The organism is Nocardia sp. NPDC058114 (genome assembly GCF_042884695.1).
Classification (GTDB): Bacteria; Actinomycetota; Actinomycetes; order Mycobacteriales; family Mycobacteriaceae; genus Nocardia.
Genome location: NZ_JBHVTK010000009.1, coordinates 141,860 through 166,660, shown reverse-complemented (window position 1 = coordinate 166,660; position 24,801 = coordinate 141,860). Strand labels below are relative to the sequence as shown.

The following is a 24,801-nucleotide window of genomic DNA, read 5'->3' as shown; positions in this document are numbered from 1 at the left end:
GCAGCGCGGGCGGTCCGGGCGGTGCCGAACAGGTCAGAATGCCAGAGATCGCCACCCAGGGCAAGAGCTGGAGCACGAATTTGCCGCGGCACCAGTGTTTTCCGAGCGTTACGCCGCCGGGTCCGCCAGTTGTCGGTGGGTTGCGGTAGATATTCGGCGAACACGAGAACGGGGGAACCGATGACCGAGCAACGCACGCCGTGGACCGAGGACCAGGTCCGCGCGCTCGCGCCCGATGCGAGCTCACTGGCTGCCGCACGCAAGCTGGCCGGTCGCTGGCGCGAGACCGGCACCGCGGGCAATGCGGTGTGGGGGCTGTGTCAGGGCAGCGGCGCCAAGCCGTATCAGGCGATCGTCGACCTGGACGGGCCCGCGTACAAGTGCTCGTGCCCCAGCCGCAAGTTCCCGTGTAAGCACACGCTGTCGCTGTTGCTCACGTGGTCGAGTGGCCAGACCCCCGTCCAGCAGGCACCCGCCGACTTCGCGGCCGAGTGGCTGGCCGGGCGGGCCGCGAAGGCCGCCGCGCCGGCGAAGGCCAAGGCCGCGAGCACGCCGTCGCAGGCCACCGTCGAGCAGCGACGGGCGCGGGTATCCGCCGGGCTCACCGAACTGGAGGTCTGGCTCACCGACCAGATCCGAACCGGGCTGGCCCAGACCGACCGTTCGTACGCCGCGTACGAGGCGATCGCGGCCCGGATGGTCGATGCCCAGGCGCCCCGCATCGCCGAGGCCCTGCGCAGGCTGCCCACCGCGGTCGTCACCACCGAACACTGGCCCGAACTGCTGTTGCGCGAGTACGCCCGCCTGCACCTGCTGGTGCTGGCCCATCGCAGGCTCGACGCCCTCCCCGAACCGCTGCGGGCGGGGATCCGCACCCATATCGGCTACCCGACGTCGGCCGAGTCGGTGCTGAACGAGCCCGCGGTGCGGGATCGCTGGCTGGTGCTCGGCATGCGGGCGAGCGAGGAGGAGCGACTGCACACGCGCCGCACCTGGCTGCGCGGTCGCGGTAGCGGACGGTGGGCCCTGCTCATCGAACATTCCTTCGCCACCCCGAATTTCACCGGCGAGGTGCCCGCACCCGGCAACGAGGTGGACGCCGAACTGCACTATTACCCCGGCGCGGTGTCCCTGCGCGCGCAGTGGGGCACCCGCCACGGCGCACCCGAACCCTTCACCACCGTCCCCTCGGTCGGCGGCGCCACGATCGACGACGCGCTCGACGCCTACGCGGGCGCGTTGAGTGCGGATCCGTGGCTGCGTTCCTGGCCCGCGCTGCTCACCGATGTCGTGCCGGTGCTCGACGAGACCGGATGGCAGCTCGTCGCATCCGACGGCACCGCGCTACCGCTGGCCGCGGGCGCGCGCCCGTGGCGGCTGGTCGCGGTCGCGGGCGGTCACCCGGTGACGGTGTGCGGCGAGTGGCGAGCCGACGGCTTCGACCCGATCTCGGTGTTGTGCGCAGGCGAGGTGAGCGACCTGGAAAACGAATTCCCCACCGAAACCACCCCGACCCCCGCGCTGGCCGAACTCGTCTCGGTGGCGCTGCTCGGTACCGCCCGGCGCAGCGCCGACGGTGTCCACCTCGACTCCGCGGTCGCCGCCGCCGTTCCGCAGCACGCGGGCGAACCGGCCACCCGGCTGCTCCACACCGCCGCGCTACAAGATCTGTATCTGCGCGGCGGACAACTCCCCCGTACCGCGGCGAAACCCGAACCCGCCGTCGATGATCCGCGCCCGCTTCTGCCGCGCCCCGCCGCCGACCGCCTCAGCCGCCTCCTCGCGGACAAGTCCCCGTTCTTGACCGAATGGTTCACTGCGGCAACACCATTCGACTTCCGCCTGCCCGATGTGCTGTGTGTCCAGGCGCTCTCGGCGGCCTCCGACACCACGCTGCGTCCGCCACTGCTGCGACTGGCAGGCCGCCGCGGACGCTGGCTCGCCGCGCGCAACCCGGCATGGGCGAAACTGGTCGACGAGTTCCCTGCCGACGTTGCCACATCGTCGGCGGAGGGGAAAACCCGCAACAGCCGGCCGGAGCTGACGGCGAGCGTCGCCGACATCCAGGTCGACATCGACGCGAGCACGACCCGGAGCGCCGGGCCGACAACGTCCCCGGATCACGATGCCGATTCCGGCACCACTGCCGACTCGGGCTCCGGTACGGAGCCGGGCGCGCCCGCTGTCCACGATGTCTGGTTGTTCGGCACATCCGGCGAGCGAAAGGACTGGTTCGCGCGTACTCGCCGGGCCGATCCGGCCGCGGCGCTGACCGTGTTGACCGCTGCGTGGCCGAAGGAGTCGGGGCCGGTGAAGGCGGAGCTGCTGGGGCTGCTCGCCGAGGGACTGAGTCCGGCCGACGAAGCCCTGCTCGAGCGGGCCCTCGACGACCGGCGCGGTGATGTCCGGCGCACCGCCACGACGCTGCTGAACAAGCTGCCGGATGCCGCTTTCGGGCGGCGGATGGCGGCGCTGGTGGCGTCGTGGATCCGGGTGGCGGACGACGGGACGGTAGACGTACGGGTACCCGCGGAGCTCGACGCGCAGGCCCGGCGCGACGGCATCACCGATGCGACCGATCAAGCGAAATTGCGCTGGGACACCCCTGATTCGACGATCACGACGCTGCACCAGGCGATCGCCGCCACTCCGCTCACCGCATGGTCCTCGATCGTGCGGGCCCCCGGCGGGCAGACCCCGACCACCGCGTTGACCCTGTCGCTGCCGCCCCGCTACGCCAAGGCGATCGTGGACGGCTGGGTCGATGCCACGCTCGCCCAGCACGACACCGCGTGGGCCCGTGCGCTGTTCGCCCACGCGACCCCGACCGAGCAGGCGGTGCTGCGGCGTCGCGAACTGTTCACGCTGCTCGATGCCGCCGACCGGGTCGAGCACGTGCTCGACCTGGACGCGCACCAGCTCAACGAACTCCACGCGATCCTGCCCGGCCTCGATCATCCGTGGCCGCAACCCGTCGCCGACCATGTGCTGCGTTTGCTCGGCGAGCGCGCCCGCACCACCGCGCGGCAGCCGCACGCCAGTGCGGGCGTGTACACCGACCGGGCGCTGCTCACGGCCGCGAGCGTCCACCTGCCTGTCGAACTCGCGACGCGCGTCAGCGCGCTCGCCGACACCACCGACGATCCCGCCTGGCACCAGGCATTCCACCGACTCGCCCACGATCTCACCGATCGTGCCACCATGCTCGAGGAGCTGCGTTGACCACCATCGAACCCTCCACCACCCTGCTGCGTCCCCACGCCGAACAGGCCTTCGCCGACGAATTGGCCGCCCTGGACCGCGTCGACGATCGCGTGCGCCCGCCGTCCTGGAAACTGTCGCCGTGGGCCGTGGTCACCTATATTCTCGGCGGCACCCTCGACGACGGCACCGTGATCACGCCCAAATATGTCGGCCCGCGCCGACTGATGGAGGTCGCGGTCGCCACCCTCGCCACCGACCGCGCCCTGCTGCTCCTCGGGGTGCCCGGCACCGCGAAAACGTGGGTTTCCGAACATCTTTCGGCCGCCATCAGCGGCGAGTCGACACTGCTCGTGCAGGGCACCTCCGGTACGGCGGAAGAAGCGATCCGCTACGGCTGGAACTACGCCCGCCTGCTCGCCGAGGGGCCGAGCGACGCCGCCCTGGTCGCGTCACCGGTGATGACCGCTATGCGCACCGGCGCCATCGCACGCATCGAGGAGCTCACCCGCATCCCCTCCGATGTGCAGGACGCGCTGATCACCATCCTGTCCGAGAAGACCCTGCCGGTGCCCGAACTCGGTGGGGAAGTACAGGCGGCCAAGGGTTTCAACGTCATCGCCACCGCCAACGATCGCGACCGCGGCGTCAACGATCTCTCCTCGGCCCTGCGGCGCCGCTTCAACACCGTGGTGCTGCCGCTGCCCGCCGACGAGGATTCCGAGGTCGCCATCGTCAGCCGTCGCGTCGAACAGCTCGGCGCCGCACTGGAATTGCCGACCGTTCCCGCCGCCGCCGAGGAAGTCCGCCGCGTGGTGCGGGTCTTCCGCGAATTGCGCTCCGGCATCACCGCCGACGGCCGCACCAAGCTCAAATCCCCCTCGGGCACCCTGTCCACCGCCGAGGCGATCTCGGTGATCACCAACGGCCTCGCCCTGTCCGCCCACTTCGGCGACGGCGTGCTGCGCGCCTCCGACATCGCGGGCGCCGTGCTCGGCTCGGTGATCAAGGACCCGGTGGCCGACACCGTGATCTGGACCGAATACCTCGAGGCCGTGGTCCGGGAACGCCCCGACTGGGCCGACTTCTACCGGGCCTGCCGCGAAATCGCCGGCTGAGAACCGCCCGCAGGGGAGGACGGAACACACACCACACATGGGGTTTTCGATGAGTCAACGCAACAAGGCGACCCACCCGGCCACCGGTGACACCACACCGGGCGAGCCGGCGAGCCGTGCCGGAATCCGCGAGAGCTCCGACTCGGATACGGGCGAGACGCGCGCGGTCACCACCGAGGCCGAACCCGGTGCGGGTTCGGTGACCGACACCAATTCGAGTGCGGGCGCGGCGGCGGTGACGCGGGTGTTCGGCATCCGTCACCACGGGCCCGGATCAGCGCGCTCGCTGCGCCACGCGCTCGAGGAGTTCCGGCCCGACGCCATTCTCATCGAAGGCCCCGCCGACGCTGATCCGCTCGTCGGGTTCGTCGCCGCCGACACGATGGCCCCACCGGTCGCGTTGCTCGCCTACGTCCCGGATTCGCCTGCCCGCGCCGCATTCTGGCCGTTCGCCGTGTTCTCCCCCGAGTGGCAGGCGATGCGCTACGGCGTCGAGCACGCCGTCCCGGTCCGCTTCTGCGACCTCCCCGCCACGAACGTCCTCGCCGCCGACGACGATGCCCGTGGCGGCGGCTCCGACCCGCTGGCCGCCCTGGCCTCGGCCGCGGGCTACGACGACGCCGAACGCTGGTGGGACGCGGTCGTCGAATCCGTGCCCGACAGCGCGGCTTTCGACGCCATCACCGAGGCGATGACCGCCCTGCGTGAGGATGCCCGACACGCCGCGATCACGTCACCCACAGCGGACGCGCCATCGCAGCTCGGCGCGACGGCACCGACCGACACCGAAGTCCCCGACCCGGTGGTACTTTCGCCACTCGACGCTCCTGAGCTGCTGGAGAAGCCTTCGACAGGGAACGGGTTCGAGTTCCCGGCAGCCGCGGATCGACCGGACCCCGCGATGGCGCCGCTGATCGTCGACCAGCACACTCTGGTCCGCGAGGCGCATATGCGGCAGGTGATGCGGCAGGTGCTCAAGGGTGGTGCGAAGCGGTTGGCGGTGGTGTGTGGTGCCTGGCACGCGCCCGCGTTGGTCGAACCGCTCGGTCCCGCCGCACCGGATATGCGACTGCTCAAGGGTTTGCCGAAGACGAAGGCCGCGTTGACCTGGGTGCCGTGGACGCATTCGCGGTTGGCGGCCGGGTCCGGCTACGGGGCGGGCGTCACCTCGCCCGGCTGGTATCACCACCTGTTCACCGAGACCGAGCGGCCGGTGGCGCGCTGGCTGACCAAGGTCGCCGGAGTGTTGCGCTCGCACGATCTGCCGGTGTCGAGTGCGCACATCATCGAGGCGGTGCGGCTGGCGGACACCCTCGCCGCGTTGCGCGGCAGGCCGCTGCCGGGATTGTCCGAGGTCACCGAGGCTGTGCGGTCGGTGATGTGCGGTGGCGACGAGACCATGCTGCGACTGGTGGTCGACGAACTGGTCGTCGGCGAGACGCTCGGCGGTGTTCCCGAGGACACTCCGACGGTCCCCTTGGCGGCCGACCTGCGGGCACGCTGTAAAACCCTGCGGCTCAAGCAGGAGGCGCTCGCTCGAAATATTGACCTCGACCTGCGCAAAGAGCGCGATGTCGAGCGGTCGCATCTGCTGCACCGCCTGCGCCTGCTCGGTGTCGGTTGGGGCACTCCGACCACCGGCGAGGTCCGCAGCACCGGCACCTTCCGTGAGACGTGGACCCTGCGCTGGGAACCCGAATTCGAGGTCCGCATCGTCGAAGCCGCGGTCTGGGGCACGACCCTGCGCACCGCCGCGGAGACCAAGATCCTCGACACCGCGAGCCGCGACGACGTCACCGTCACCGCGCTCGCCGACGCACTGGAAATGGCCCTGCTCGCCGACCTGGGCGGCGCCACCGAAGGATTGATCACCAGGCTCGAAGCCGCCGCCGCCCTCGACCACGATGTCACCCATCTGCTCGGCGCCCTCCCCGGCCTGACCCGCACCCTGCGCTACGGCGATGTCCGCGGCACCGACACCAAGGCCCTGGCCCACGTCGCCGACGGCCTGCTGGTGCGGATCTGCGCGGGCCTGCCCGGCGCCGTCACCGGCCTCGACACCGATGCCGCCCAGGCCCTGCGCACCCAGATCGACGCCGCGCACACCGCGATCAGCACCCGCGACGACGAGCACGCCACCACCGAATGGCTGGCCACCCTGCACCGCATCGCCGATCGCGACGACGTACACGGCGCGATCGGCGGCCGCGCGGTGCGCCTGCTGTGCGACGCCGAACGCATCGACGACGCCGAATCCGCCCGCCGGCTGGCCGCCGCACTGTCCGTCGGCAACACCCCCGCCGCCAAGGCCGCCTGGATCGACGGCTTCCTCGGCGGCCGCGGTCTGCTCCTGGTCCACGACCGAGAGCTGTTGCGCCGCATCGACGAATGGCTCCGCGACCTCAACGAAGACCAGTTCGTCGCCACCCTGCCGCTGCTGCGCCGCACCTTCGGCTCCTTCGAATCCGGCGAACGCCGGGCCATCAGCCAGGCCCTGCGAGACACCGGCTCAGCACCGACCGCCGCCGACGGCCCCGCCGCGGTCGACCCGATCCGCGGGCAACTGGCGTTGCGCGCGGCGACCGCGATCCTGGGGGCCGCTGGGTGACCCACCTCCGCAGACGCCCGACACCCACTCGCCACCGCATCCCGCTCGACCACCAGGAGCACCGATGACCGAACCCGACGAAACCCATTCGCGCCGTTGGCGTCTCGTGCTGGGAACCGCCGCCGAAGAACAGCTCGGCGGGTTGAGCTCCGGTGCCGATCAGGCGATGGACCAGGCACTGTCCGCCCTCTACAACACCGGTGAAGCCGGCGGTTCGACGAAAAGGTCTGGTGGACTGGGTGGTTCAGCGCCCCGAGTCGCGCGCTGGCTCGGCGATATCCGCACCTACTTTCCCGCGACCGTGGTCGAGGTGATGCAGCGCGACGCCGTCGACCGGCTCAACCTCACCCAACTGTTGCTGGAGCCCGAGCTGCTGGAATCGGTCGAGCCCGATGTACATCTGGTGGGCACACTGCTCGGCCTCAACCGGGTGATGCCCGAAACCACCAAGGCCACCGCGCGCATGGTGGTCGAGAAGGTGGTGCGCGAGATCGAGCAGCGCATCGCCGCCAAGACCGTGGCCGCGGTCTCGGGCGCCATCAACCGTGCCGCCCGCACTCATCGCCCGAAACTGCGCGATATCGATTTCAACCGGACCATCCGCAAGAATCTCGCCAACTACCTGCCCGAACACCGCACCATCGTGCCCGAGCGGCTCGTCGGCTACGGCCGCAAGTCGCAGTCGATCCAGCGCGATGTGGTGCTGGCCATCGACCAATCCGGCTCGATGGCGGCCAGCGTCGTCTACGCCTCGGTGTTCGGCGCCGTCCTCGCGTCCATGCGGTCGCTGAAGACCTCGCTGGTCGTGTTCGACACCGAGATCGTCGATCTCACCGATCAGCTCAGCGACCCGGTCGACGTCCTGTTCGGCACACAGCTCGGCGGTGGCACCGACATCAATCGCGCCATCGCCTACTCGCAGACGCTGATCACCCGGCCCACCGACAGCCTCTTCGTGCTCATCTCCGACCTCTACGAAGGCGGCGTACGCAACGAGATGCTGCGCCGCTGCCATGCGATGAAAGAGGCGGGTGTCCAGGTGGTGGTGCTGCTCGCGCTCTCCGACGAGGGCGCGCCCGCCTACGACCACGACAATGCCGCGGCACTGGCAGCGCTCGGCATCCCCGCCTTCGCCTGCACCCCCGACAAGTTCCCGGACCTGCTCGCCACCGCGCTGGACCGCGGCGACATCACGCGCTGGGCCGACACCAACGCCCCGGCGGTGTGATCGAGCCCCGGGGAACGTGGCGGGACTCGGCAGCGTTGCGAGCCCGCGCCAACTAGGCTGCGAACGATCGGGTTCGTTGGACGGGGTGAGGCGATGTTGCGGCGCGGGGCGGTGTTCGCCGGTTTCGTCATCGAGCGTGAGCTGGGACGTGGCGGCATGGGCGCGGTGTACGCGGCCAGAGACCGCAGGCTGCCGCGGCTGACCGCGTTGAAGCTGATGCACCGTGACCTGTTCGCCGACTTCGAGATCCGCGCCAGATTCGAACGCGAAGCCGACCTGGTGGCCCAGCTCGACCACCCGAACATCATCACCGTCTACGACCGCGGCGTCGACGAAGAGCGTCTCTGGATAGCCATGCAGTTCGTGGACGGTGTCGACGCCTCGGCGGTGCCGGTGCAGCAGTTCGGGAGCGAGCGGATCGCCCAGATCGTCACCCAGACCGCGAGTGCGCTCGACTACGCCCACCGCCAGGGCGTTCTGCACCGCGACGTGAAGCCCGCCAACATCCTGTTGTCGCACACCGCGGGTGTCGGCGCGGGCTTCGACGAACGAGTCGTGCTGACCGACTTCGGCATCGCGAAACTCCTCGACGACACCGGCGGCCTCACCCGCACCGGCCAGTTCACCGCCACCATCGCCTACGCCTCGCCCGAACAACTCAGCAGCGCACCACTCGACGGCCGCGGCGATCAATACTCCTTGGCCTGTACGGTTTTCCGCCTCCTCACCGGCACCGGCCCCTTCGACGCCCCCAACCCGGCCACCGTCATGCTCGGCCACCTCAACGCCCCGCCTCCCGCGGCCAGCACCCGCCGCACCACCCTGTCCACCGCGGTCGACACCGTCCTGTCGAAGGCCATGGCCAAAGACCCCAGCCACCGCTTCCCCACCTGCACCGCGTTCGCCACCGCGCTCACCGAGGCACTGCGCCATCGCCCACCCACACCGCCGGCGTCCGGCCGCATCCCGACCGCCGGGCCGCGGCGAACCGCCTCTGCTCCCGAGGTGCGCCCGACCGGAACACCGCTGCCGCCGAGCGCCGGTTCCAGGCCTGAGTCGCGCACATCCTCGAGTCACCCGAATGCCGGTCGGCGACATGACCCGACCGTTGTCCGCAACACCATGTCCGAGCCGGAAAGCAGCGTCTCGGTCGACGTTCGTGGCTTCGACACCGCCATGTCCGCCCGGCCGGGAACGCCACCCGACCTCGCCTCGAACCCGGCCGCGAATCCCCGTTCTCCCCACGGCCGGATCGATACACGCGCTTCCTCGACCTACGGCAGGGACGCGCGAGACACCAGCACCGCACCGGTATGGCTCGACGCCGTACACGGCTGTCTGCTCGGCGGAGCGATCGGTGACGCCCTCGGCGCTCCGGTGGAAACCCGTTCGCTGCAACAGATCCGGAACGAGTACGGCCACGCCGGGCTGACCGACGTCGACCCGCTTCGCATCTCCGAGGAGACCCAGCTGACGGCCTTCACCGTAGAAGCGCTGATCCGCGGGTCGGTGCGGGCCAGGGCCAAGGGCATCGGCGGAGCGACGATGGGCCTGCTGCAGCAGGGCATGCTCGTGTGGTTGCGCGGGCAGGTCACCGAAATGCCGGAGCAGCCCTTCGCGCTGTACAGCGCCCTCAGCGACTACCCCGAGCTGATCGAGCAACGTGGCGTGGCGAATTCGGTCTACACCGCGCTGCGTCACGCGGCCGCCCGGAAAGCGCCGATGAATCCGCTCGGCACCCGCGACCAGCCCATCAACCATTCCAAGGGCAGCGGCGCGGTGATGCGCGCGGCCCCCTGCGGATTCGGTTACGCCGCAGACCGTTCCGGAGCCGCGACCGATACCATCTTCGAATTGGGTTGCGATGCGGCCGCGCTCACCCATGGTCATCCCAGCGGTTGGCTGCCCGCGGGCACCCTGTCCGCCCTGATCTATCAGCTCTCGCGCGGCGCCGACACCGCAACCGCCCTCTCGCGCGCCCGCACCGAGCTGACGGGCTACGCCGACCACGGGGAGACCTCGGCCGCCTTGAACGCGGCCAACCGGCTGGCCGCCCGGATCGAACGCGAAAGGCGCTATCCCACACCGGAAGATGTCGAGACGCTCGGCCAGGGATGGATCGGTCCAGAGGCCCTGTCGATCGCCGTCTTCGCCACCCTCGCCGCCGAGGGACTCGGCGGCTCGCCCCACGACATCGTCCGCACCGGACTCCTGCTGTCGGTCAACCACTCCGGCGACAGCGACGCCACCGGTTCGATCGCGGGCAGTCTTCTCGGCGCCCGGTACGGCCGTTCCGCACTCCCGCGAGGTTGGGCGAATGCGGTCGATGCGCGCCCGATTCTCGATCTCCTGGCCACTGGCTACTGCACCGAATTCGGCCTCACACCACCGAGTGACTCCCACGGGATACCACCCGAACACTGGTGGAACCGCTACCCGGGCTGGCCCCCGTCCGGCTAGTTCCGCACTGACCCCAGTGGCCGTCAGATATTGCCCAGTCGATCGACCACGAGCGGCGTACCGCGCCCCATGACACCGTTCGACCCCCCACCGAGAACTCCGGTGGGGGGTCGAACGTGCCTGTGCCGCCTACAGATCCGCGATAGCCGCCAACGGCGGCGTCCGCGCGGCCCGCACACCCGGCCACACCGCGGCCAGCACACCCACCACACCGGACGCGATCAGCACGATCACCAGCTGCGACCACGGAATGGTGATCTGGTCGATGCCCATATCGCGCAGGGTGCGCAGGAATCCGACCCCGAGCGCGATGCCGAGCACCAGGCCGACGATCGCGCCGAAGATGGCGATCAGCATGGACTCCAGGTAGATCGTGCGACGCACCTGCGCACGCTGGGTGCCGACCGCGCGCAGCATGCCGATCTCGCGCCTGCGCTCCACCACCGACAGCGCCAGGGTGTTGATGATGCCGAGCACCGCGATCACCACCGCCAGCGCGAGCAGCCCGTAGAGGATGGCGAGCAGGGTGTTGATCTGCTGACCCTGCGCGCCCTTGAACTGTTCGTGGTCCTGGACCTGCACCACCACGAACGGTTCGGTGGCCTTCTCCAGGTTCGCCCGCATCGCGGTGAGATCGGCCCCCGGCGCGGCCTTGACCAGCACGAAGACATTGGTGCGCAGACTCTGTGGCATCAACTGCTCGTAGATACCGGGATCGACCACCATGGGCCCGAGCAGCGGCGAGTCGGCGAAGATGCCCCCGATCGTGAGCTCGATCTGCTTCTTGTCGAGACTGGTGATGGTGACCTTGTCGCCGAGCTTCCACCCGCGCTCGGTCGCCTCGGTCTCGTCGATGAGCGCGCCACCGGCGGGGATCGTGGTGGTGCCGCTGATCATGTCGATGTCCATCACCGGGTCGATCGGACCGTCCGGTGAGGTGGCGCCGATCTGCTCGTCGCCGACCTTGAACGCGACGATTCGGATCCCGGTGACATCGCTGACGCCGGGAACATCGGTGCGCACCGCGTCGACCGCACCGATCGGCGCACCGATCATCTGCGGCCCGGCGAGCACGTACTCGGCCTTCACACCCTTGTCGATGAGCACACCGACACTCGTCTTCGCCGAAGCACCGAGAATGCCGATCGCCGAGACCAGCATCAGGCCGAGGGTGAGCGCGAACGCGGTGGCGGCGGTACGCCGCGGGTTACGCGTGGCGTTGTTGCGCGCCATCTGCCCGATCGCGCCGAACGGCCTGGTGAGCACGCCGAGCACGAGCACCATCGGCCGCGACAACGCCGGCGCCGCCAGCAGCACCGCCAGAATGAGCCCGAGCGCGCCGACACCGACGGTCACCGCGGAGCCCTTGCCGGTGCCCTGCGCACCCACGTACACGAGCACGCCACCGGCGACGGCCATCACCGCGCCGATGATCGTGCGCAGCCGCAACGAATCACCCGCGCTGGCGAACTCGGACCGCATGGCCTCCACCGGCGGCACCTTCGCGGCCCGGCGAGCGGGAGCATAGGCGCTGGCCACGGTGACGATCAGGCCGACGAGCAGCGCGACGATCGCGGTACGCGGCAACACGGTCAGCGACCCCGTCGGCAGTCCGAGATCGAACGCGTTGAGCAACGCCGACAACCCGTAGGCCAGCCCGATGCCCGCGGCCAGCCCGAGCGCGCTACCGATCAGCCCGATCACGATCGCCTCGGACACGACCGATCGCCCGACCTGCTGACGACTCGCTCCGATCGCGCGCAGCAGCGCGAGTTCGCGCAGCCGCTGGGCCACGATCATCGAGAAGGTGTTGTAGATGATGAACGTGCCGACGATCAGCGCGATCGCGCCGAAGGCGAGCAGGAAGTAGTTGATGAAGGTGAGCGCCTCGGAGATCTCCTTCTTCATGTCCTCGCGGACCTCGTCGGAGTTCTGCACCTTGTAGTTGGGCAGGCCGGCGGCGAGCTGATCGCGCAGGTCATCGGCCGAAACACCGGGCGCCGCGGCGATGTCGGCGTAGGCCACGTGCGACCCGTCGGTGAACAGCTTGCGGCCCTGGGGCTCGGTGAACATCACCGCGACCACACCGCCGCCCTCGGCGCCCGGCATCTCGTAGATGCCCGACAGCGTCACCTCGAACGGGTCACCCTTGGACGGAATCAGCACCTTGGTCTTGTCGCCGACCTTCAGCCCGGCCTTCTCGGCGCCACCGGCATTGAGCGCGATCTCGTTCGGCTGGGTGGGCGCGGCGCCCGACAGGAACTTCTCGGGTTCCTCGACGGACTTGTCGGGCGGCAGGTAGGACAGGCCGAAACTCGGTGCGCCACCGGTCTGCACGGCCTTCTTGCCGTCGGGCTCGAGCAGCACGACCGGGCCGTTCACGGCGGGCGCGACCCTGGCCACACCGGGAGTCTTGGCCAGCGCGTCGACGATGTTCGTCGGTACGCCCAGTGATTGGCGGTCCGCCGGGCCGACGCGCACGTCCACGCCCTGAGCCTGGCCTTCGAAGATCCCGTCGAAGGTGCGCTGCAGGGTGTCGGTGAAAACGAACGATCCGGAGATGAAGGCGGTACCGAGCACCACCGACAGCAGAGTCAATGCCAAACGCACCTTGTGCGCGGCGAGGTTACGCAAGGCGACCTTGCGCATGGGATTGCTCATCGGGTTTCCAGCGCCTTCATCCGGTCGAGGATCGAATCCTGGGTCGGGTCGCGCAGCTCGTCGACGATGCGGCCGTCGGCGAGGAACACGACGCGGTCGGCGTAGGCGGCCGCGCGCGGGTCGTGGGTGACGATCACGACGGTCTGGCCGAACTCGTCGACCGAGGCGCGCAGGATCGAGAGCACCTCGCCCGAGGAATGCGAGTCCAGGTTGCCGGTCGGCTCGTCACCGAAGATGATCTCCGGCTTGCCCACCAGCGCACGCGCACACGCCACCCGCTGCTGCTGGCCGCCGGACAGTTCGGACGGCCGGTGCTCGAGGCGGTCGCCGAGACCGAGGCGCTTGACCACGGTGTCGAGCCATTCCTGGTCGGCCTTGCGACCCGCGATATCGAGCGGGAGGGTGATGTTCTCCAGCGCGGTGAGCGTCGGGACCAGGTTGAACGCCTGGAAGACGAAACCGATCCGGTCGCGCCGCAGCGCCGTCATCTGTTTGTCGGACAGGCCGGTGAGCGCGGTGTCGCCGATGCGGACCTGACCTGCGCTGGCGCTGTCGAGCCCGGCCAAGCAGTGCATCAGCGTCGACTTGCCCGAACCCGATGGGCCCATGATCGCGGTGAATTCGCCCTTCGCGAAGTCAGCCGACACCCCGTCCAGGGCCTTGACCTGTGTATCTCCCGATCCGTACAGCTTGACCAGATCGAGCGCGGCGGCCGCGATATCGGTAGCGGCCGCCGCATCGGCGGCCTCGGTGCCCAAGGCGTGCGAAGTCATGCTGTCCAGTCTGGCTGCCCACCGAGAACCGCGCCATCCGGGATCCCCCCGATACCGCAGGTCTTACCGACCTCTCAGCGAACGACCCATTCGAAGGCGTCGGCCTCCGAGCGCGCGCCTTCCAGAGCGCGGGAGCGGTTGGGCTCGCCGAGCTCGGCGAGGAGTTCTTCGGTGAGCCCGACGAGGTCGGCCAGCGAGGCCGGGGTGAACCAGTCGGGCCTGGTCGCGAAGAGGATGTCCTCGGACGCGGTATTGCCGCTGGCACCCGGAGCGAAGGGGCAGCCGCCGAGGCCGCCCAGCGCACCGTCGACCATGGTCGCGCCCGCGGCGACGGCTGCGAGCGTGTTGGCCACGCCCATGCCCCAGGTGTCGTGACCGTGGAAGACGATGCGGCGCGGCGGGGTGGTGTCGCGGACGGCGGCGACCAGGGCGCCCACCTGACCAGGGTGGGCCTGGCCGAGGGTATCGGCGAGGACGATGTCGGCGGCGCCGTCGGTGCGCGGATCGTTCGCGATGGCGAGCACCCGGCCGGGATCGACGGGACCGTCGAACGGGCAGGTGAACGTGGTGGCCAGGCACAGCTGGATCGCACCGCCCGCCTCGTGGGCGAGGCGGATCGCCGCGGGCATCGCCGCCACCGAGGTCTCGGTATCGCGGCCGATATTGGCCCTGTTGTGCGCGTCGGACACCGAGAAGCAGTACTGGAAATTGCGCGCGCCCGCTGCGGCGGCCTTCTCGACATGGCGCGGGGTCGCCACCCACACCCAGCATTTCGCCAGTTCGTCCGGGGTGAGCGCCGCGATCAACTCGAGCGAGTTGGCCATCGGCGCGACCAGATCCGGCCGCGCCATCGAACCGATCTCCAGCGCGGGCACGCCCGCGGCGAGCAGTCTGCGCACCACATCGATCTTCTGCTCCACCGGCAGCACCTTGCCGGTGAGCTGCAAACCGTCGCGCAGCGTCACATCACGCAGCAGCGGTGCAGTCACCGCCGCTGCTCCGGTTCCCGCGCGGGCACGCACATCACGCCACCGCACGGTTTGTCGCCCACGCTGGCCGGGGTGGGGTGGACCGTCGGACGCACATGACCCGGGCCGCGCGGCTCCCACTTGTTGCGCACCGGCGGGCGGCGCCTGCCGTGTACTCGCCTCGTCACAGTGCCTCCAGCGCGTCGATCTGATCTTCACTCATCCCGAGCAGCCCGCCGAGCACCTCTCTGGTGTGCTCGCCGAGGTCGGGGCCGACATTGCGGATCGGCAGGGATGCGTCCCCGATCACCGGGACGATGCCACCGAAACCCACCTGCTTGGGTTCGGCCTCGCCCACGTCGACGGGGAACATCTGGATCATATTGCGTGCGCGGTACTGCTCGTCGGCCACGATGTCGGCGGCGGTGTAGATCGGGCCGCACGGGATGGCCGCGTCATCGAGCAGTTTCAGCGCCTGCGCGCGCGTGTGTTTGCTCGACCATTCCGCGATCGAGGCGTCGAGGCGCTCGCGGTTGCGCCAGCGGCCGTTGTTGTCGGCGAGCTCGGGGTCGACGGCCAGGTCGGGCCGGCCGATCACCTGCATGTACCGCTGGAAGATGGCATCGCCGTTGCCACCGATGATGATGGAGTAACCATCGCTGGTCGGGTAGGCGTTCGACGGCGCGATGCCTTCCATCCGGCCGCCGACCCGCTCCCGGTTGATGCCGTAGGCGAGATGGTCGGGGATCAGCGATTCCATCACCGACAGGATCGACTCGTTCAGCGCGACATCGATGATCCGCTCCGCCTGCGGCACCGCACCCGTGACCCGTTCGCGCTGGAACAGTGCCATCACGGTCCCGAACGCCGCGTAGATGCCCGCGATCGAATCACCGATCGACACCCCGGTGCGCACCGGCGGCCGATCGGGATCCCCCACCAGCTCACGCAGGCCACCGACCGCCTCCGCGACCGCGGCGAATCCCGGTCGCGCGGCCATCGGCCCGGTCTGGCCGTATGCCGAGATCCGCGTGATCACCAGCTTCGGGTTCGCTTCCTCGAGCGCCTCGGGCCCCAGCCCCCACTTCTCGAGCATTCCGGGCCGGAAGTTCTCCAGCAGCACATCGCACTGTTTCACCAGATCGAGTACGATCGCGCGCCCCGCCTCGGTCCGCAGATCCAGCACGATCGATTTCTTGTTGCGGTTGACGGTGCGATACAGCATCGAGGTATCGCCACCGTACAACCGCCAGTTGCGTAATTCGTCGCCCGTGCCGGGGCGTTCCACCTTGATCACCTCGGCGCCGAAATCGCCGAGGATACGTCCGGCAGTGGGAGCGGCAACATAGTTACCGAGTTCCAGGACGCGAACACCGTCCAACGGCCGAATACTCATACAGGCAGTATCGCAGTGCGACCTCCGGTGACGCCGGGCACGTGCGGGCCCGGCGGCGAACCGATAGTTCAGCTGGCGAGGAGCTCCACTTCCTCGATGATCGAGTAGTCCTCGGCATTGCCCTTCAACACGGTGCTGGCCTGTCCGTCGACGCCGACCGGGATGTCACCGGCGAGGGTGATCCGGGTGAGGCGACGCGGCTGGTCGTTGTAGTCGTCGATGGCGTAGTGCTGAGTGGCACGGTTGTCCCAGATCGCGACGTCGCCGTCGGACCAGTTCCAGCGGGTGGTGTTCTCCAGGCGGATGACCCGATCCTGGAGCAGACGGAACAGTTGGTCGGACTCGCGGGACGGAATCCCGACGAACTGCTTCACGAAATGGCCCAGCAGCAGCGCACGCTCGCCGGTCTCGGGGTGCACCCGCACGACGGGGTGTTCGGTCTCGTACACATCGGACTGGAATTCCGTCGAGTACTCGACCTGCGACGGGCGCACCTTGTCGACCGCTCCGGCGTAGTCGTAGAGATTGGTGTGCACCGCGCGCAGGTTCTCGGCCAGCGCCTTGAGCGGAGCGGGCAGCGAGTTGTAGGCCGCGACCGTGGACGCCCAGGTGGTCGAGCCGCCGTAGGTGGGTAGGTGCTCGGCGCGCAGGATCGACGCCTTCGGCACGCGGTCCACGAACGTCACATCGGTGTGCCAGGAGTTGGCGCGGCTGCGCTCGGAGTCGATGGCCAGGCTCTTCACACCGGCCGACTTCACCGTGGGATGCGGGGTGGTCGGGCTGCCGAGCAGCTCCGCGAATTCGTACTGACCGTCCTCGGTGAGGTGGTTCTGACCGCGGAAGAAGATGACCTTGTGCTCGTTGAGCGCGCGCCGGATCTTGGCTACGGTCGCCGCGTCCAGGTCACCGCCGAGCCGGACACCATCGATCTGCGCGCCGATGTGGGCGCCGAGCTTGGTCACCGTCAGGGTGGCGGGGAGGGCGTGGTCGACCGTCATGGGGATCACCTTCACTGTCGTTCTCGATCGGTTGGTATGCATCAAGCACACCGTGAATCCCGTTCGACAGACAGGGTTTGCCTCGGAGTGATCCCAACGGCGTCAGCCGATGTGCTCCCGCAGGTAGGCCAGGTCCTCGGCGACCCCGTCGGCCGGGGTTTCCAGGATGACCGGCGCACCGGCCGTGCGGCAGACCTCGGCCAGCAGTTGCGGGTCGATGGTGCCGTCGGCGAAGTTGGCGTGCCGGTCGGCGCCGGAGTCGAATTCGTCGCGCGAGGAGTTCAGGTGCACGAGATCGATGCGCCCGGTGATGGCCTTGATCCGCTCGACCACCCCGACCAGTTCCTCACCACCCGCCCACGCGTGACACGTGTCGAGGCAGAAGCCCGCGCCGTAGTCGCCGACCGCGTCCCACAATCGCGCGATCGAATCGAAATGCCGGGCCATCGCGTGATTGCCGCCCGCGGTGTTCTCGATCAGGATCGGCACGGCGAACCCGCCTTTGTCCTGCTGACGCTCGAACAGCTTGCGCCAGTTGTCGATTCCGGTATCGAGCTCGGCGTCGGAGCGTACGTGTCCCCCGTGCACCACCAGGCCGAACGCACCGAGGTCGGCCGCGGCCTTCGCCTGCTGGGCCACCGCGTTGCGCGAGGGCATCCGCAACCGGTTGTTCAGACTCGCCACATTGATCTGATAGGACGAGTGCACAACGACATCGATCGGACTGGCCAGAATCTCGGCGGCCCTGGGATGCGGCTGGGGTTTGTCCCAGCTCTGCGGATCGACCACGAACAGCTGCACGACCTCGGCACCGAGCTTCTCGCCGAAGCCGATCGGATCGCTCTCGTCGCGAACATGTGCTCCAATGCGCATAGCTGCCACCCTAATATCAGGCACCGACAACTTCGCTCGCGATGTTGCGCGGCGGTGGGTTCGGGAGATACATCGGTAGAATTTCAAACGGGTGCTCTGCCCTGGAGGGGGTGACTTCGCGTGTTGCGCAAAGGCGACGTGTTCGCCGGATACACGATCCGGCGCGTGCTGGGCCAGGGTGGAATGGGCGTGGTCTACCTGGCCAGGCACCCCCGGCTGCCCCGGCTCACCGCGCTGAAACTGCTCAGCCGTGAACTGTCCGCCGACGAGGAGATCCGCCGCCGCTTCGAGCGCGAAGCCGATCTGGTCGCCCAGCTCGAGCACCCCAATATCGTCAATGTCTACGACCGCGGCACCGACGACGACCAGCTGTGGATCTCCATGCAGTTCGTGGCGGGCACCGATGTCGCGACCGCCGACGTGAACGTGCTGACACCCGGCCGGGCCGTGCAGATCGTCGCCGAGACCGCCACCGCACTGGACTTCGCGCACGCGGGCGGCGTGCTGCACCGCGACGTGAAACCGGCGAACATCCTGCTCGCCAAGCCACCGATCGGGCGCCCGGAACGCGTGGTGCTCACCGACTTCGGCATCGCCGCGGTGCGCGACAGCGAGACCACGCTGTCCTCGGCGGGCACGATCACCGCCACCCTGGCCTATGCCGCGCCCGAGCATCTGGCGGGCGCACCCCTGGATCATCGCGCCGATCAGTACTCGCTGGCCTGCACGCTGTTCTGGATGCTCACGGGCTCGGTGCCGTTCCCCGGACCCAGCCCGGGCGCGGTGATCCAGGCGCACCTGAGCAAGCCCCTTCCCCCGCTGCGCAGTCTGCGCCCCGACCTGCCCGCGACCCTGGACGCGGTGCTGGCCAGAGCCACCGCCAAGCGCGTCGAGTCCCGTTTCGCCAGCTGCGCCGAGTTCGCGCAGGCGGCCAAAGCGGCGCTGTTCGCGGTGCCGGGGCCGTGGCATCAGCAGCAGCAGTACACCGCGGCCGGTGTGGTGCTGCGCGCCCGCGAGTCCTACCCGCAGGCGCCGGGATATCCCCGGCCGCCCACCCCGGCGCAGCCCTACCGCAACGCGCCCCCGCCGACCACCCCCGCGCAACCGCACCCGCACGTGCAGCCGACCACTCCCGCACAGCCGCATCCTCACGCGCCGCGGCCGTCGACGGGCGGTCCGGCCATCCCGCCGCGACGCGGAAGCGCACGCCCGGGCACCATCGATTTCCCTGGTGGCCGTAACCATCCCGGCTATATCGTGCCGCCGCAGCAGCGGCGTCCGCCGTGATCGTGGCAACCGTCGGCGTCGTCGCCGACTGATAAGGTTTCGTTGATTTTCCCGTGGCGGGCAACGTCGGCCGCGGCTTTTATGCTGTACGCGCGTGCGCTGGTGGGTCCCGGCGCGCGGCGGGAAGTGGAGCAGACATGCTGGCCAACGGAGATGTTTTTGCCGGCTACGTCATCGAACGGCAGCTCGGCCGCGGTGGCATGGGTTCGGTCTATCTGGCCAAGCACCCCCGCCTACCGCGGATGACGGCGCTGAAGCTGCTCAATCGCGAGATGTTCTTCGACGCCGAGGTGCGGGCACGGTTCGAGCGGGAGGCCGATCTCGTTTCGCGCCTCGATCATCCGAACATCGTCACCGTCTACGACCGCGGGCACGACGACGAACAGCTGTGGATCTCCATGCAGTTCATCGACGGCGTCGACGCGGCATCGGTGGATCCGCAGACGCTGCCGCCCGCCCGCGCGCTGCAGATCGTGAAGGAAACCGCCGACGCGCTGGACTACGCGCACGGTATGGGCGTGCTGCACCGCGACGTGAAGCCGGCCAACATCCTGCTCGCCCGCTCGGGCGCGGGCCGGGGCGAACGCGTCTACCTCACCGACTTCGGCATCGCCCGATTGCGCGACGACACCGGCCATCTCACCCAGACCGGTACCTTCACCGCGACGCTGGCCTATGCCTCCCCCGAACAGCTCACCGGCGCCTCGCTGGACCACCGGTCCGACCAGTATTCGCTGGCCTGCGCACTGTTCTGGCTGTTCACCGGTTCGGGACCGTTCGCGGCGACCAACCCGGCCGCGGTGATCCAGGGTCATCTCCAGCAGCCGCCGCCCACGCTGAGCAGCGTCCGGCCCGGCCTGTCCTACGCACTCGACGGCGTGCTCGCCAAGGCGATGGCCAAGCGGCCCGATGACCGGTTCGACTCCTGTTCGGACTTCGCCGAAGCCGCGATCGAGGCGTTGAACAGTCCGAGCGCACCCGCGTTGCCGATCGTCGGTCCACGACCGGGCACCGGTGGGTCGCTGCCGATCGCCGGGCGGCCCACGACAGGTGGCGCGATTCCGCAGACCGGTCTGCCGTATCCCGTTGCCACACAGGGCCCGATGACCGGCGGCCCGATGGGCACCGCGCAAGGCCCGATGACCGGCGGCCCGATGGGCACCGCCCAGGGCCCGATGACCGGCGGCCCGATGGGCACCGCCCAGGGCCCGATGACCGGCGGCCCGATGGGCACCCAGCGTCCGATGAACCAGTCGCCCACCGGCGCTTCGCAGCCCTACACCCAGCAGTCGCGGCCGCAGTACCAGTCGGCGCCGCGGCCACAGGCGAGTGGTTTCGCCCAGTATCCGCACGGGCAGCGGCCGCCGTCGAAGTCCAACACCGGGCTGATCATCGGCATCGTCGTCGCGGTGATCCTGGTGATCGTGCTGCTGATCGGCATCGGTATCGCGGCCAGCGGCGATGACGCGGGCGGCGGCGACCGCACGACCACCACGTCGGCGGGCACCTACATCACCCCGAGCGCCGACGCCATCAGCGCGGAGTTCGGCCGGATCGTGCCCGCCACGGTCGACGACTCCACCGGATACAACGGCGCCACCTGCTGGGAGACCGACAACAGCGATCCGCCGTCGCCCGCGGAAGGCGAACCCGACTTCGGCGCCTGGGTGCACCTGTGGAGCTGCTTCGGCGGCGGCGACAGCGACGATCCGTTCTACCGGATCTATGCCTTCAACTCGGCCGCCGACGCCAAGTCGGTGCTCGACGGACTGCCGGCCAACACCAAGTCCACCGACAGCAACGGCGGCAAGCAGTACACCAACTACAAGTACACCGACAACGGGAACAAGATCATCACCCAGTTCACCGGCGATCCCGGCCGCGCCCAGTTCCTGATGTACACCGATGGCTACGGCACGGCCGACGAGGTGCTGCGTTGGTGGCGCTCGGCCCCGCTGAACTGACCGCGATGTATGACGAGGGCGGCGTTTTCGCCGGATACACCATCGAACGACTGCTGGGCCGCGGCGGCATGGGCTCGGTGTATCTGGCACGCCATCCACGGCTGCCACGGCGCACCGCGATGAAGCTGCTGAACCGGGAGTTGTTCTTCGACACCGAGATCAAGGCCAGGTTCGAACGCGAGGCCGATCTCGTGGCGCAGCTCGAGCACCCGAATATCGTCACCGTGTACGACCGGGGCGTCGAGAACGACCAGCTGTGGATCTCCATGCGCTACATCGACGGCGCCGACGCGTCGTCGCTGCCCTCGCCGGTCGACCCGGCGCGGGCGGTCCGCATCGTCGCCGAAACCGCCGCGGCACTGGACTTCGCGCACAGCCGCGGCGTGCTGCACCGCGACGTGAAACCCGCCAACATCCTGATCGAATCGGTCGACGGCACCGAACGCGTCTACCTCACCGACTTCGGCATCGCCCGCCTGCACGACGACAACGCCGCCAAGCTGACCCAGACCGGAACCTTCACCGCCACCCTGGCTTTCGCGTCTCCCGAGCAGCTCTCCGGCATCGCCCTCGACGGCCGCGCCGACCAGTATTCCCTGGCCTGCACGCTTTTCCGGCTCCTCACCGGAACCACCCCCTTCGACGCCACGAACCCCGTCGCGGTGATCCAGGGCCACCTCCAGCAACCCCCGCCCCGCGCGAGCACCCTCCGATCGGGCATCACCCCCGCACTCGACGCGGTCATCGCCCGTGGCATGGCCAAGCGCCCCGAAGAGCGCTTCGCCACCTGCGCCGAGTTCGCCGCCGCCGCGCTGCGGGCCCTCGCCGGTCACGCTCCCCCGCAGCAACTCCACGGCTCGGCGGCCACCAGAACCTACCCGCCGAACTCGCCGTATACCCCCGGTGCCGGATACCCGATCGCAGGTCGTACCGACCCGAATTCGTCTGGCGGACAGCCGCCATGGCCGGGCACGACCGGTCCCGATCAGCCGTGGGCCGTGAGCGGCCGACCCGCCGGTTCACAGTGGGCCGGCAACGCCGCCCCCGGCCTCGGTCAGCAGTGGCCGGCGGTCGGTGGCGGTTCCTCCTGGGCCGCGCAGCCGAACCCGTCGTGGCCCAACGAATCCGCGAACCACGCGAGTGCGCCGAACGCGGGCGCGCAACGTCGTCGCGACGCCGGGAATTCCAGGGCGACGGGTAGGGGCGCGCGCCCTTCGGTCGCCGAGGAGTATCTCGGCAAGAAGCGGAAATCCCGCTGGGAGGGATCGCCGATCGGCTGGCTGGCGATGATCGCCGTCGTGATCTTCCTCGGCTGGATTCTGGTGACCACCTTCGGCGATGACGGCAACGCCGGTGCGTCGGGCGGGCAGGGTTCCGAAACCTCCGCGGTCGCTACACCGTCCGTCGACGCGACGACCTCCGCTCCCCAGCGGCTGACGTCGACCACCCCGCCGACGAGCGACCGACGGGTCATCGGCGCCAACGCGGCGAAGCTCAGCGACGAGTTCCCCCGCATGCTGCCCGCCACCTCGGCGAGCAACCTGGTCCATGCCGGTTCGGGGCTGGGCAACGCGGGCTGCTTCGCCTACGACCGCGCGACCGCAAGCCGCGATTCCGACGACGCCGATATGGGCGACTGGTCGGTGATGTGGCATTGCTTCGGCGGCGGCAACAAGGCCACCTACGAGTTCTTCCTCTATCCCTCCGCAGATCTTGCCGCGCAGGCGATCGCGGGTCTGCCCGCCAACGACGTGCGCCCCATGTCGCACACCGGCCACACCTGTACGAACTTCGTCCTGCACGACAGCCAGCCCAGGTCGCCGCGCATGGTCACCCGCTTCGACGGCGACCCGGCCCGCGGCGCCATGCTCATGTACAGCCGCGGCTTCATCGCCGACGAGGCCCAGGTGCTGGATTGGTGGCGCTCCGCCCCGTTGGTCTAGGTGCGCGTTCGCGCCAGGCTGCGCACGGTTCGAGGACCGCTGCGCGTCCGCGCCCATCAGGCGGTCAGTGTGTAGTGCACGAAGTCGCGCACCGGCTCGAAGCCGATTCGCTGATAGATCTTGTTCGAGGTCGGATTGGCCAGGTCGGTGAACAGGCAGACATCGGCGCCTTCCGCGCGAATCCGACCGGCGACCGTCGCTGTCAGCGCGCTCGCAAAGCCGTTGCCCCGGAACCGCGGCGGTGTGTAGACCGGGCCGATCCTGGCCCAGCCGAGGACGGCGGGCTGCCGCGCGACCAGGGTGACCGGCGTGCCGTCGTGCTCCCACAACCACGAGCTTCCGGCCTCGATTCGCCGGCGCACCGCCGTCTCGTCCAGGCGATGGGGTGCGCCGGTCTCCACGCCGAAGTCCTCGACCATCGCGATACAGGTGGCCACGTCGTCGACGGTGGCCTGTCTGGGGGCTCCGGGGGCGTCGGGCACCTGCAGGGCGTCGAGGCGGAACAGCCTGGCCGAGTGCCGGATGCGGTAGCTGCCACCGGTGGTCTTCGACCACCGCGTCGCGAAGGTGACGGCGTCGGCCTCGTGGCCCTCGACGCTGCGCAGCGCGATCGCATGCGCGGCGAAGGCGTCTACGACCGCCGAAATACTGTGCGCGGGTACCTCGCCGAGGTAGGCGGCGCCATTGGTGCATTGCGCAATGCCGACGATCTGACCGGCGTTGTCGCGAATGCTCAGGAACCGAGTGGACAAACCGCCGGACCTACCGTTGGCCAGGTTGACCAGGACGGTGGCGATGACCGTGTGCCGCAGCGGATCACGGCGAAGGAACGGTTCCACGTCGTCCATGAACCGGGCAGCGTCGCTGGTGATGTCGATGCGCACCACACCGACGGTAAGCCGTCACACCCGCGACCGCATTCGAATTATGAGGTGTCTCAGGTTGTTTCGGGGATGTCCCGATCGGTGCGCAGCTTCAATAAGATGAGTCCAGCCGTACAGGCCAGGATCAGCCCGGCGACGGTGATCTCCACGTGCAGGCCCGCGATCCCGAGGCCGGCGCCGACGAGACCGCCGACGAAGAACAACCAGCCCATGATCCGCGCGACCACCGCGAGGGTGCGGTTGCCGGGCGGTGTCGACGAAAGATGCCCGACGGTGGCCGAATCGGTGTTCGCCGCCGCGGTTTCCAGCCGGGGTGTCGAGAGTGCTCCCATGAGATTCTCCTCGATGACGCCGATCAGATACTTGCGCCGCGCGACCTCGCGCGTCAGGGGTAACGTTGCCGGACGTCTCATGCGTAACTTTGCTCACACACGCTACG

The 24,801-nt window shown here is 69.3% G+C and carries 17 protein-coding genes; 8 read left to right on the top strand and 9 right to left on the bottom strand.

Features of this window, described 5'->3' with window-relative positions; all coding sequences use genetic code 11:
* Positions 1–180 precede the first annotated feature (180 nt).
* The 5 genes from ACFVVI_RS28295 (at position 181) to ACFVVI_RS28275 (ending at position 10,615) form a co-directional block, all read left to right on the top strand.
* The gene (locus tag ACFVVI_RS28295; protein WP_387447531.1) at positions 181–3,222 is read left to right on the top strand and encodes a DUF5691 domain-containing protein; all 3,042 of its coding nucleotides are present in this window, start codon (positions 181–183) and stop codon (positions 3,220–3,222) included.
* The gene (locus ACFVVI_RS28290) at positions 3,219–4,319 is read left to right on the top strand and encodes an AAA family ATPase (protein ID WP_378632496.1); all 1,101 of its coding nucleotides are present in this window, start codon (positions 3,219–3,221) and stop codon (positions 4,317–4,319) included. The genes ACFVVI_RS28295 and ACFVVI_RS28290 overlap by 4 nt, the downstream gene beginning before the upstream one ends.
* Positions 4,320–4,368: 49 nt before the next feature.
* A complete protein-coding gene (locus tag ACFVVI_RS28285; protein WP_387447530.1) occupies positions 4,369–6,927 on the top strand; it encodes a DUF5682 family protein in 2,559 nt (852 codons plus the stop codon).
* Positions 6,928–6,991: 64 nt separating this feature from the next.
* Complete coding sequence (locus ACFVVI_RS28280) at positions 6,992–8,155, top strand: VWA domain-containing protein (protein WP_378993482.1); 1,164 nt, start codon at positions 6,992–6,994, stop codon at positions 8,153–8,155.
* 93 nt (positions 8,156–8,248) lie between these two features.
* Positions 8,249–10,615 carry an ADP-ribosylglycohydrolase family protein gene (locus ACFVVI_RS28275; protein ID WP_387447529.1) on the top strand — a complete coding sequence of 789 codons (2,367 nt, stop codon included), beginning with the start codon at positions 8,249–8,251 and terminating at the stop codon, positions 10,613–10,615.
* Between the two features lie 129 nt (positions 10,616–10,744).
* Here ACFVVI_RS28275 and ACFVVI_RS28270 read toward each other — a convergent pair whose 3' ends face one another.
* From ACFVVI_RS28270 to ACFVVI_RS28240, 7 genes are all read right to left on the bottom strand, one after another.
* The gene (locus tag ACFVVI_RS28270) at positions 10,745–13,276 is read right to left on the bottom strand and encodes an ABC transporter permease (protein ID WP_378993479.1); all 2,532 of its coding nucleotides are present in this window, start codon (positions 13,274–13,276) and stop codon (positions 10,745–10,747) included.
* Complete coding sequence (locus ACFVVI_RS28265; RefSeq protein ID WP_378993477.1) at positions 13,273–14,049, bottom strand: ABC transporter ATP-binding protein; 777 nt, start codon at positions 14,047–14,049, stop codon at positions 13,273–13,275. The genes ACFVVI_RS28270 and ACFVVI_RS28265 overlap by 4 nt, the downstream gene beginning before the upstream one ends.
* A 74-nt stretch (positions 14,050–14,123) precedes the next feature.
* A complete protein-coding gene (locus ACFVVI_RS28260; protein WP_379311939.1) occupies positions 14,124–15,038 on the bottom strand; it encodes a hydroxymethylglutaryl-CoA lyase in 915 nt (304 codons plus the stop codon).
* Positions 15,035–15,205 carry a hypothetical protein gene (locus ACFVVI_RS28255; RefSeq protein ID WP_378609018.1) on the bottom strand — a complete coding sequence of 57 codons (171 nt, stop codon included), beginning with the start codon at positions 15,203–15,205 and terminating at the stop codon, positions 15,035–15,037. The genes ACFVVI_RS28260 and ACFVVI_RS28255 overlap by 4 nt, the downstream gene beginning before the upstream one ends.
* Positions 15,202–16,413, bottom strand: coding sequence for a CaiB/BaiF CoA transferase family protein (locus ACFVVI_RS28250; protein WP_387447528.1), 1,212 nt, complete (start codon positions 16,411–16,413; stop codon positions 15,202–15,204). The genes ACFVVI_RS28255 and ACFVVI_RS28250 overlap by 4 nt, the downstream gene beginning before the upstream one ends.
* Positions 16,414–16,481: 68 nt before the next feature.
* Positions 16,482–17,411 (bottom strand): TauD/TfdA dioxygenase family protein, encoded by a 930-nt coding sequence (locus ACFVVI_RS28245; protein WP_387447527.1) that lies wholly within the window; start codon positions 17,409–17,411, stop codon positions 16,482–16,484.
* A gap of 102 nt (positions 17,412–17,513) precedes the next feature.
* The gene (locus tag ACFVVI_RS28240) at positions 17,514–18,284 is read right to left on the bottom strand and encodes a deoxyribonuclease IV (RefSeq protein ID WP_387447526.1); all 771 of its coding nucleotides are present in this window, start codon (positions 18,282–18,284) and stop codon (positions 17,514–17,516) included.
* A 120-nt stretch (positions 18,285–18,404) separates the two neighbouring features.
* On the opposite strand from ACFVVI_RS28240, the gene ACFVVI_RS28235 reads away from it, so the two are divergent.
* From ACFVVI_RS28235 to ACFVVI_RS28225, 3 genes are all read left to right on the top strand, one after another.
* Complete coding sequence (locus tag ACFVVI_RS28235; protein WP_387447525.1) at positions 18,405–19,571, top strand: protein kinase; 1,167 nt, start codon at positions 18,405–18,407, stop codon at positions 19,569–19,571.
* A gap of 137 nt (positions 19,572–19,708) precedes the next feature.
* Complete coding sequence (locus ACFVVI_RS28230; protein ID WP_387447524.1) at positions 19,709–21,535, top strand: serine/threonine protein kinase; 1,827 nt, start codon at positions 19,709–19,711, stop codon at positions 21,533–21,535.
* Positions 21,511–23,478: a protein kinase gene (locus ACFVVI_RS28225; RefSeq protein ID WP_387447573.1), complete on the top strand. Its 1,968-nt coding sequence runs from the start codon at positions 21,511–21,513 to the stop codon at positions 23,476–23,478. The genes ACFVVI_RS28230 and ACFVVI_RS28225 overlap by 25 nt, the downstream gene beginning before the upstream one ends.
* Before the next feature lie 56 nt (positions 23,479–23,534).
* On the opposite strand, the gene ACFVVI_RS28220 is transcribed toward ACFVVI_RS28225, so the two are convergent.
* The gene (locus ACFVVI_RS28220) at positions 23,535–24,362 is read right to left on the bottom strand and encodes a GNAT family N-acetyltransferase (protein WP_387447523.1); all 828 of its coding nucleotides are present in this window, start codon (positions 24,360–24,362) and stop codon (positions 23,535–23,537) included.
* 53 nt (positions 24,363–24,415) lie between these two features.
* Positions 24,416–24,775: a hypothetical protein gene (locus ACFVVI_RS28215; protein ID WP_378993464.1), complete on the bottom strand. Its 360-nt coding sequence runs from the start codon at positions 24,773–24,775 to the stop codon at positions 24,416–24,418.
* Positions 24,776–24,801: the final 26 nt, after the last annotated feature.

Bases quoted from the DNA above. Each gene is read 5' to 3' on its own strand.
- ACFVVI_RS28295 (WP_387447531.1), top strand. From the start codon at position 181: ATGACCGAGCAACGCACGCCGTGGACCGAGGACCAGGTCCGCGCGCTC.
- ACFVVI_RS28285 (WP_387447530.1), top strand. From the start codon at position 4,369: ATGAGTCAACGCAACAAGGCGACCCACCCGGCCACCGGTGACACCACA.
- ACFVVI_RS28280 (WP_378993482.1), top strand. From the start codon at position 6,992: ATGACCGAACCCGACGAAACCCATTCGCGCCGTTGGCGTCTCGTGCTG.
- ACFVVI_RS28275 (WP_387447529.1), top strand. From the start codon at position 8,249: ATGTTGCGGCGCGGGGCGGTGTTCGCCGGTTTCGTCATCGAGCGTGAG.
- ACFVVI_RS28270 (WP_378993479.1), bottom strand. From the start codon at position 13,276: ATGAGCAATCCCATGCGCAAGGTCGCCTTGCGTAACCTCGCCGCGCAC.
- ACFVVI_RS28265 (WP_378993477.1), bottom strand. From the start codon at position 14,049: ATGACTTCGCACGCCTTGGGCACCGAGGCCGCCGATGCGGCGGCCGCT.
- ACFVVI_RS28250 (WP_387447528.1), bottom strand. From the start codon at position 16,413: ATGAGTATTCGGCCGTTGGACGGTGTTCGCGTCCTGGAACTCGGTAAC.
- ACFVVI_RS28245 (WP_387447527.1), bottom strand. From the start codon at position 17,411: ATGACGGTCGACCACGCCCTCCCCGCCACCCTGACGGTGACCAAGCTC.
- ACFVVI_RS28240 (WP_387447526.1), bottom strand. From the start codon at position 18,284: ATGCGCATTGGAGCACATGTTCGCGACGAGAGCGATCCGATCGGCTTC.
- ACFVVI_RS28230 (WP_387447524.1), top strand. From the start codon at position 19,709: ATGCTGGCCAACGGAGATGTTTTTGCCGGCTACGTCATCGAACGGCAG.
- ACFVVI_RS28215 (WP_378993464.1), bottom strand. From the start codon at position 24,775: ATGAGACGTCCGGCAACGTTACCCCTGACGCGCGAGGTCGCGCGGCGC.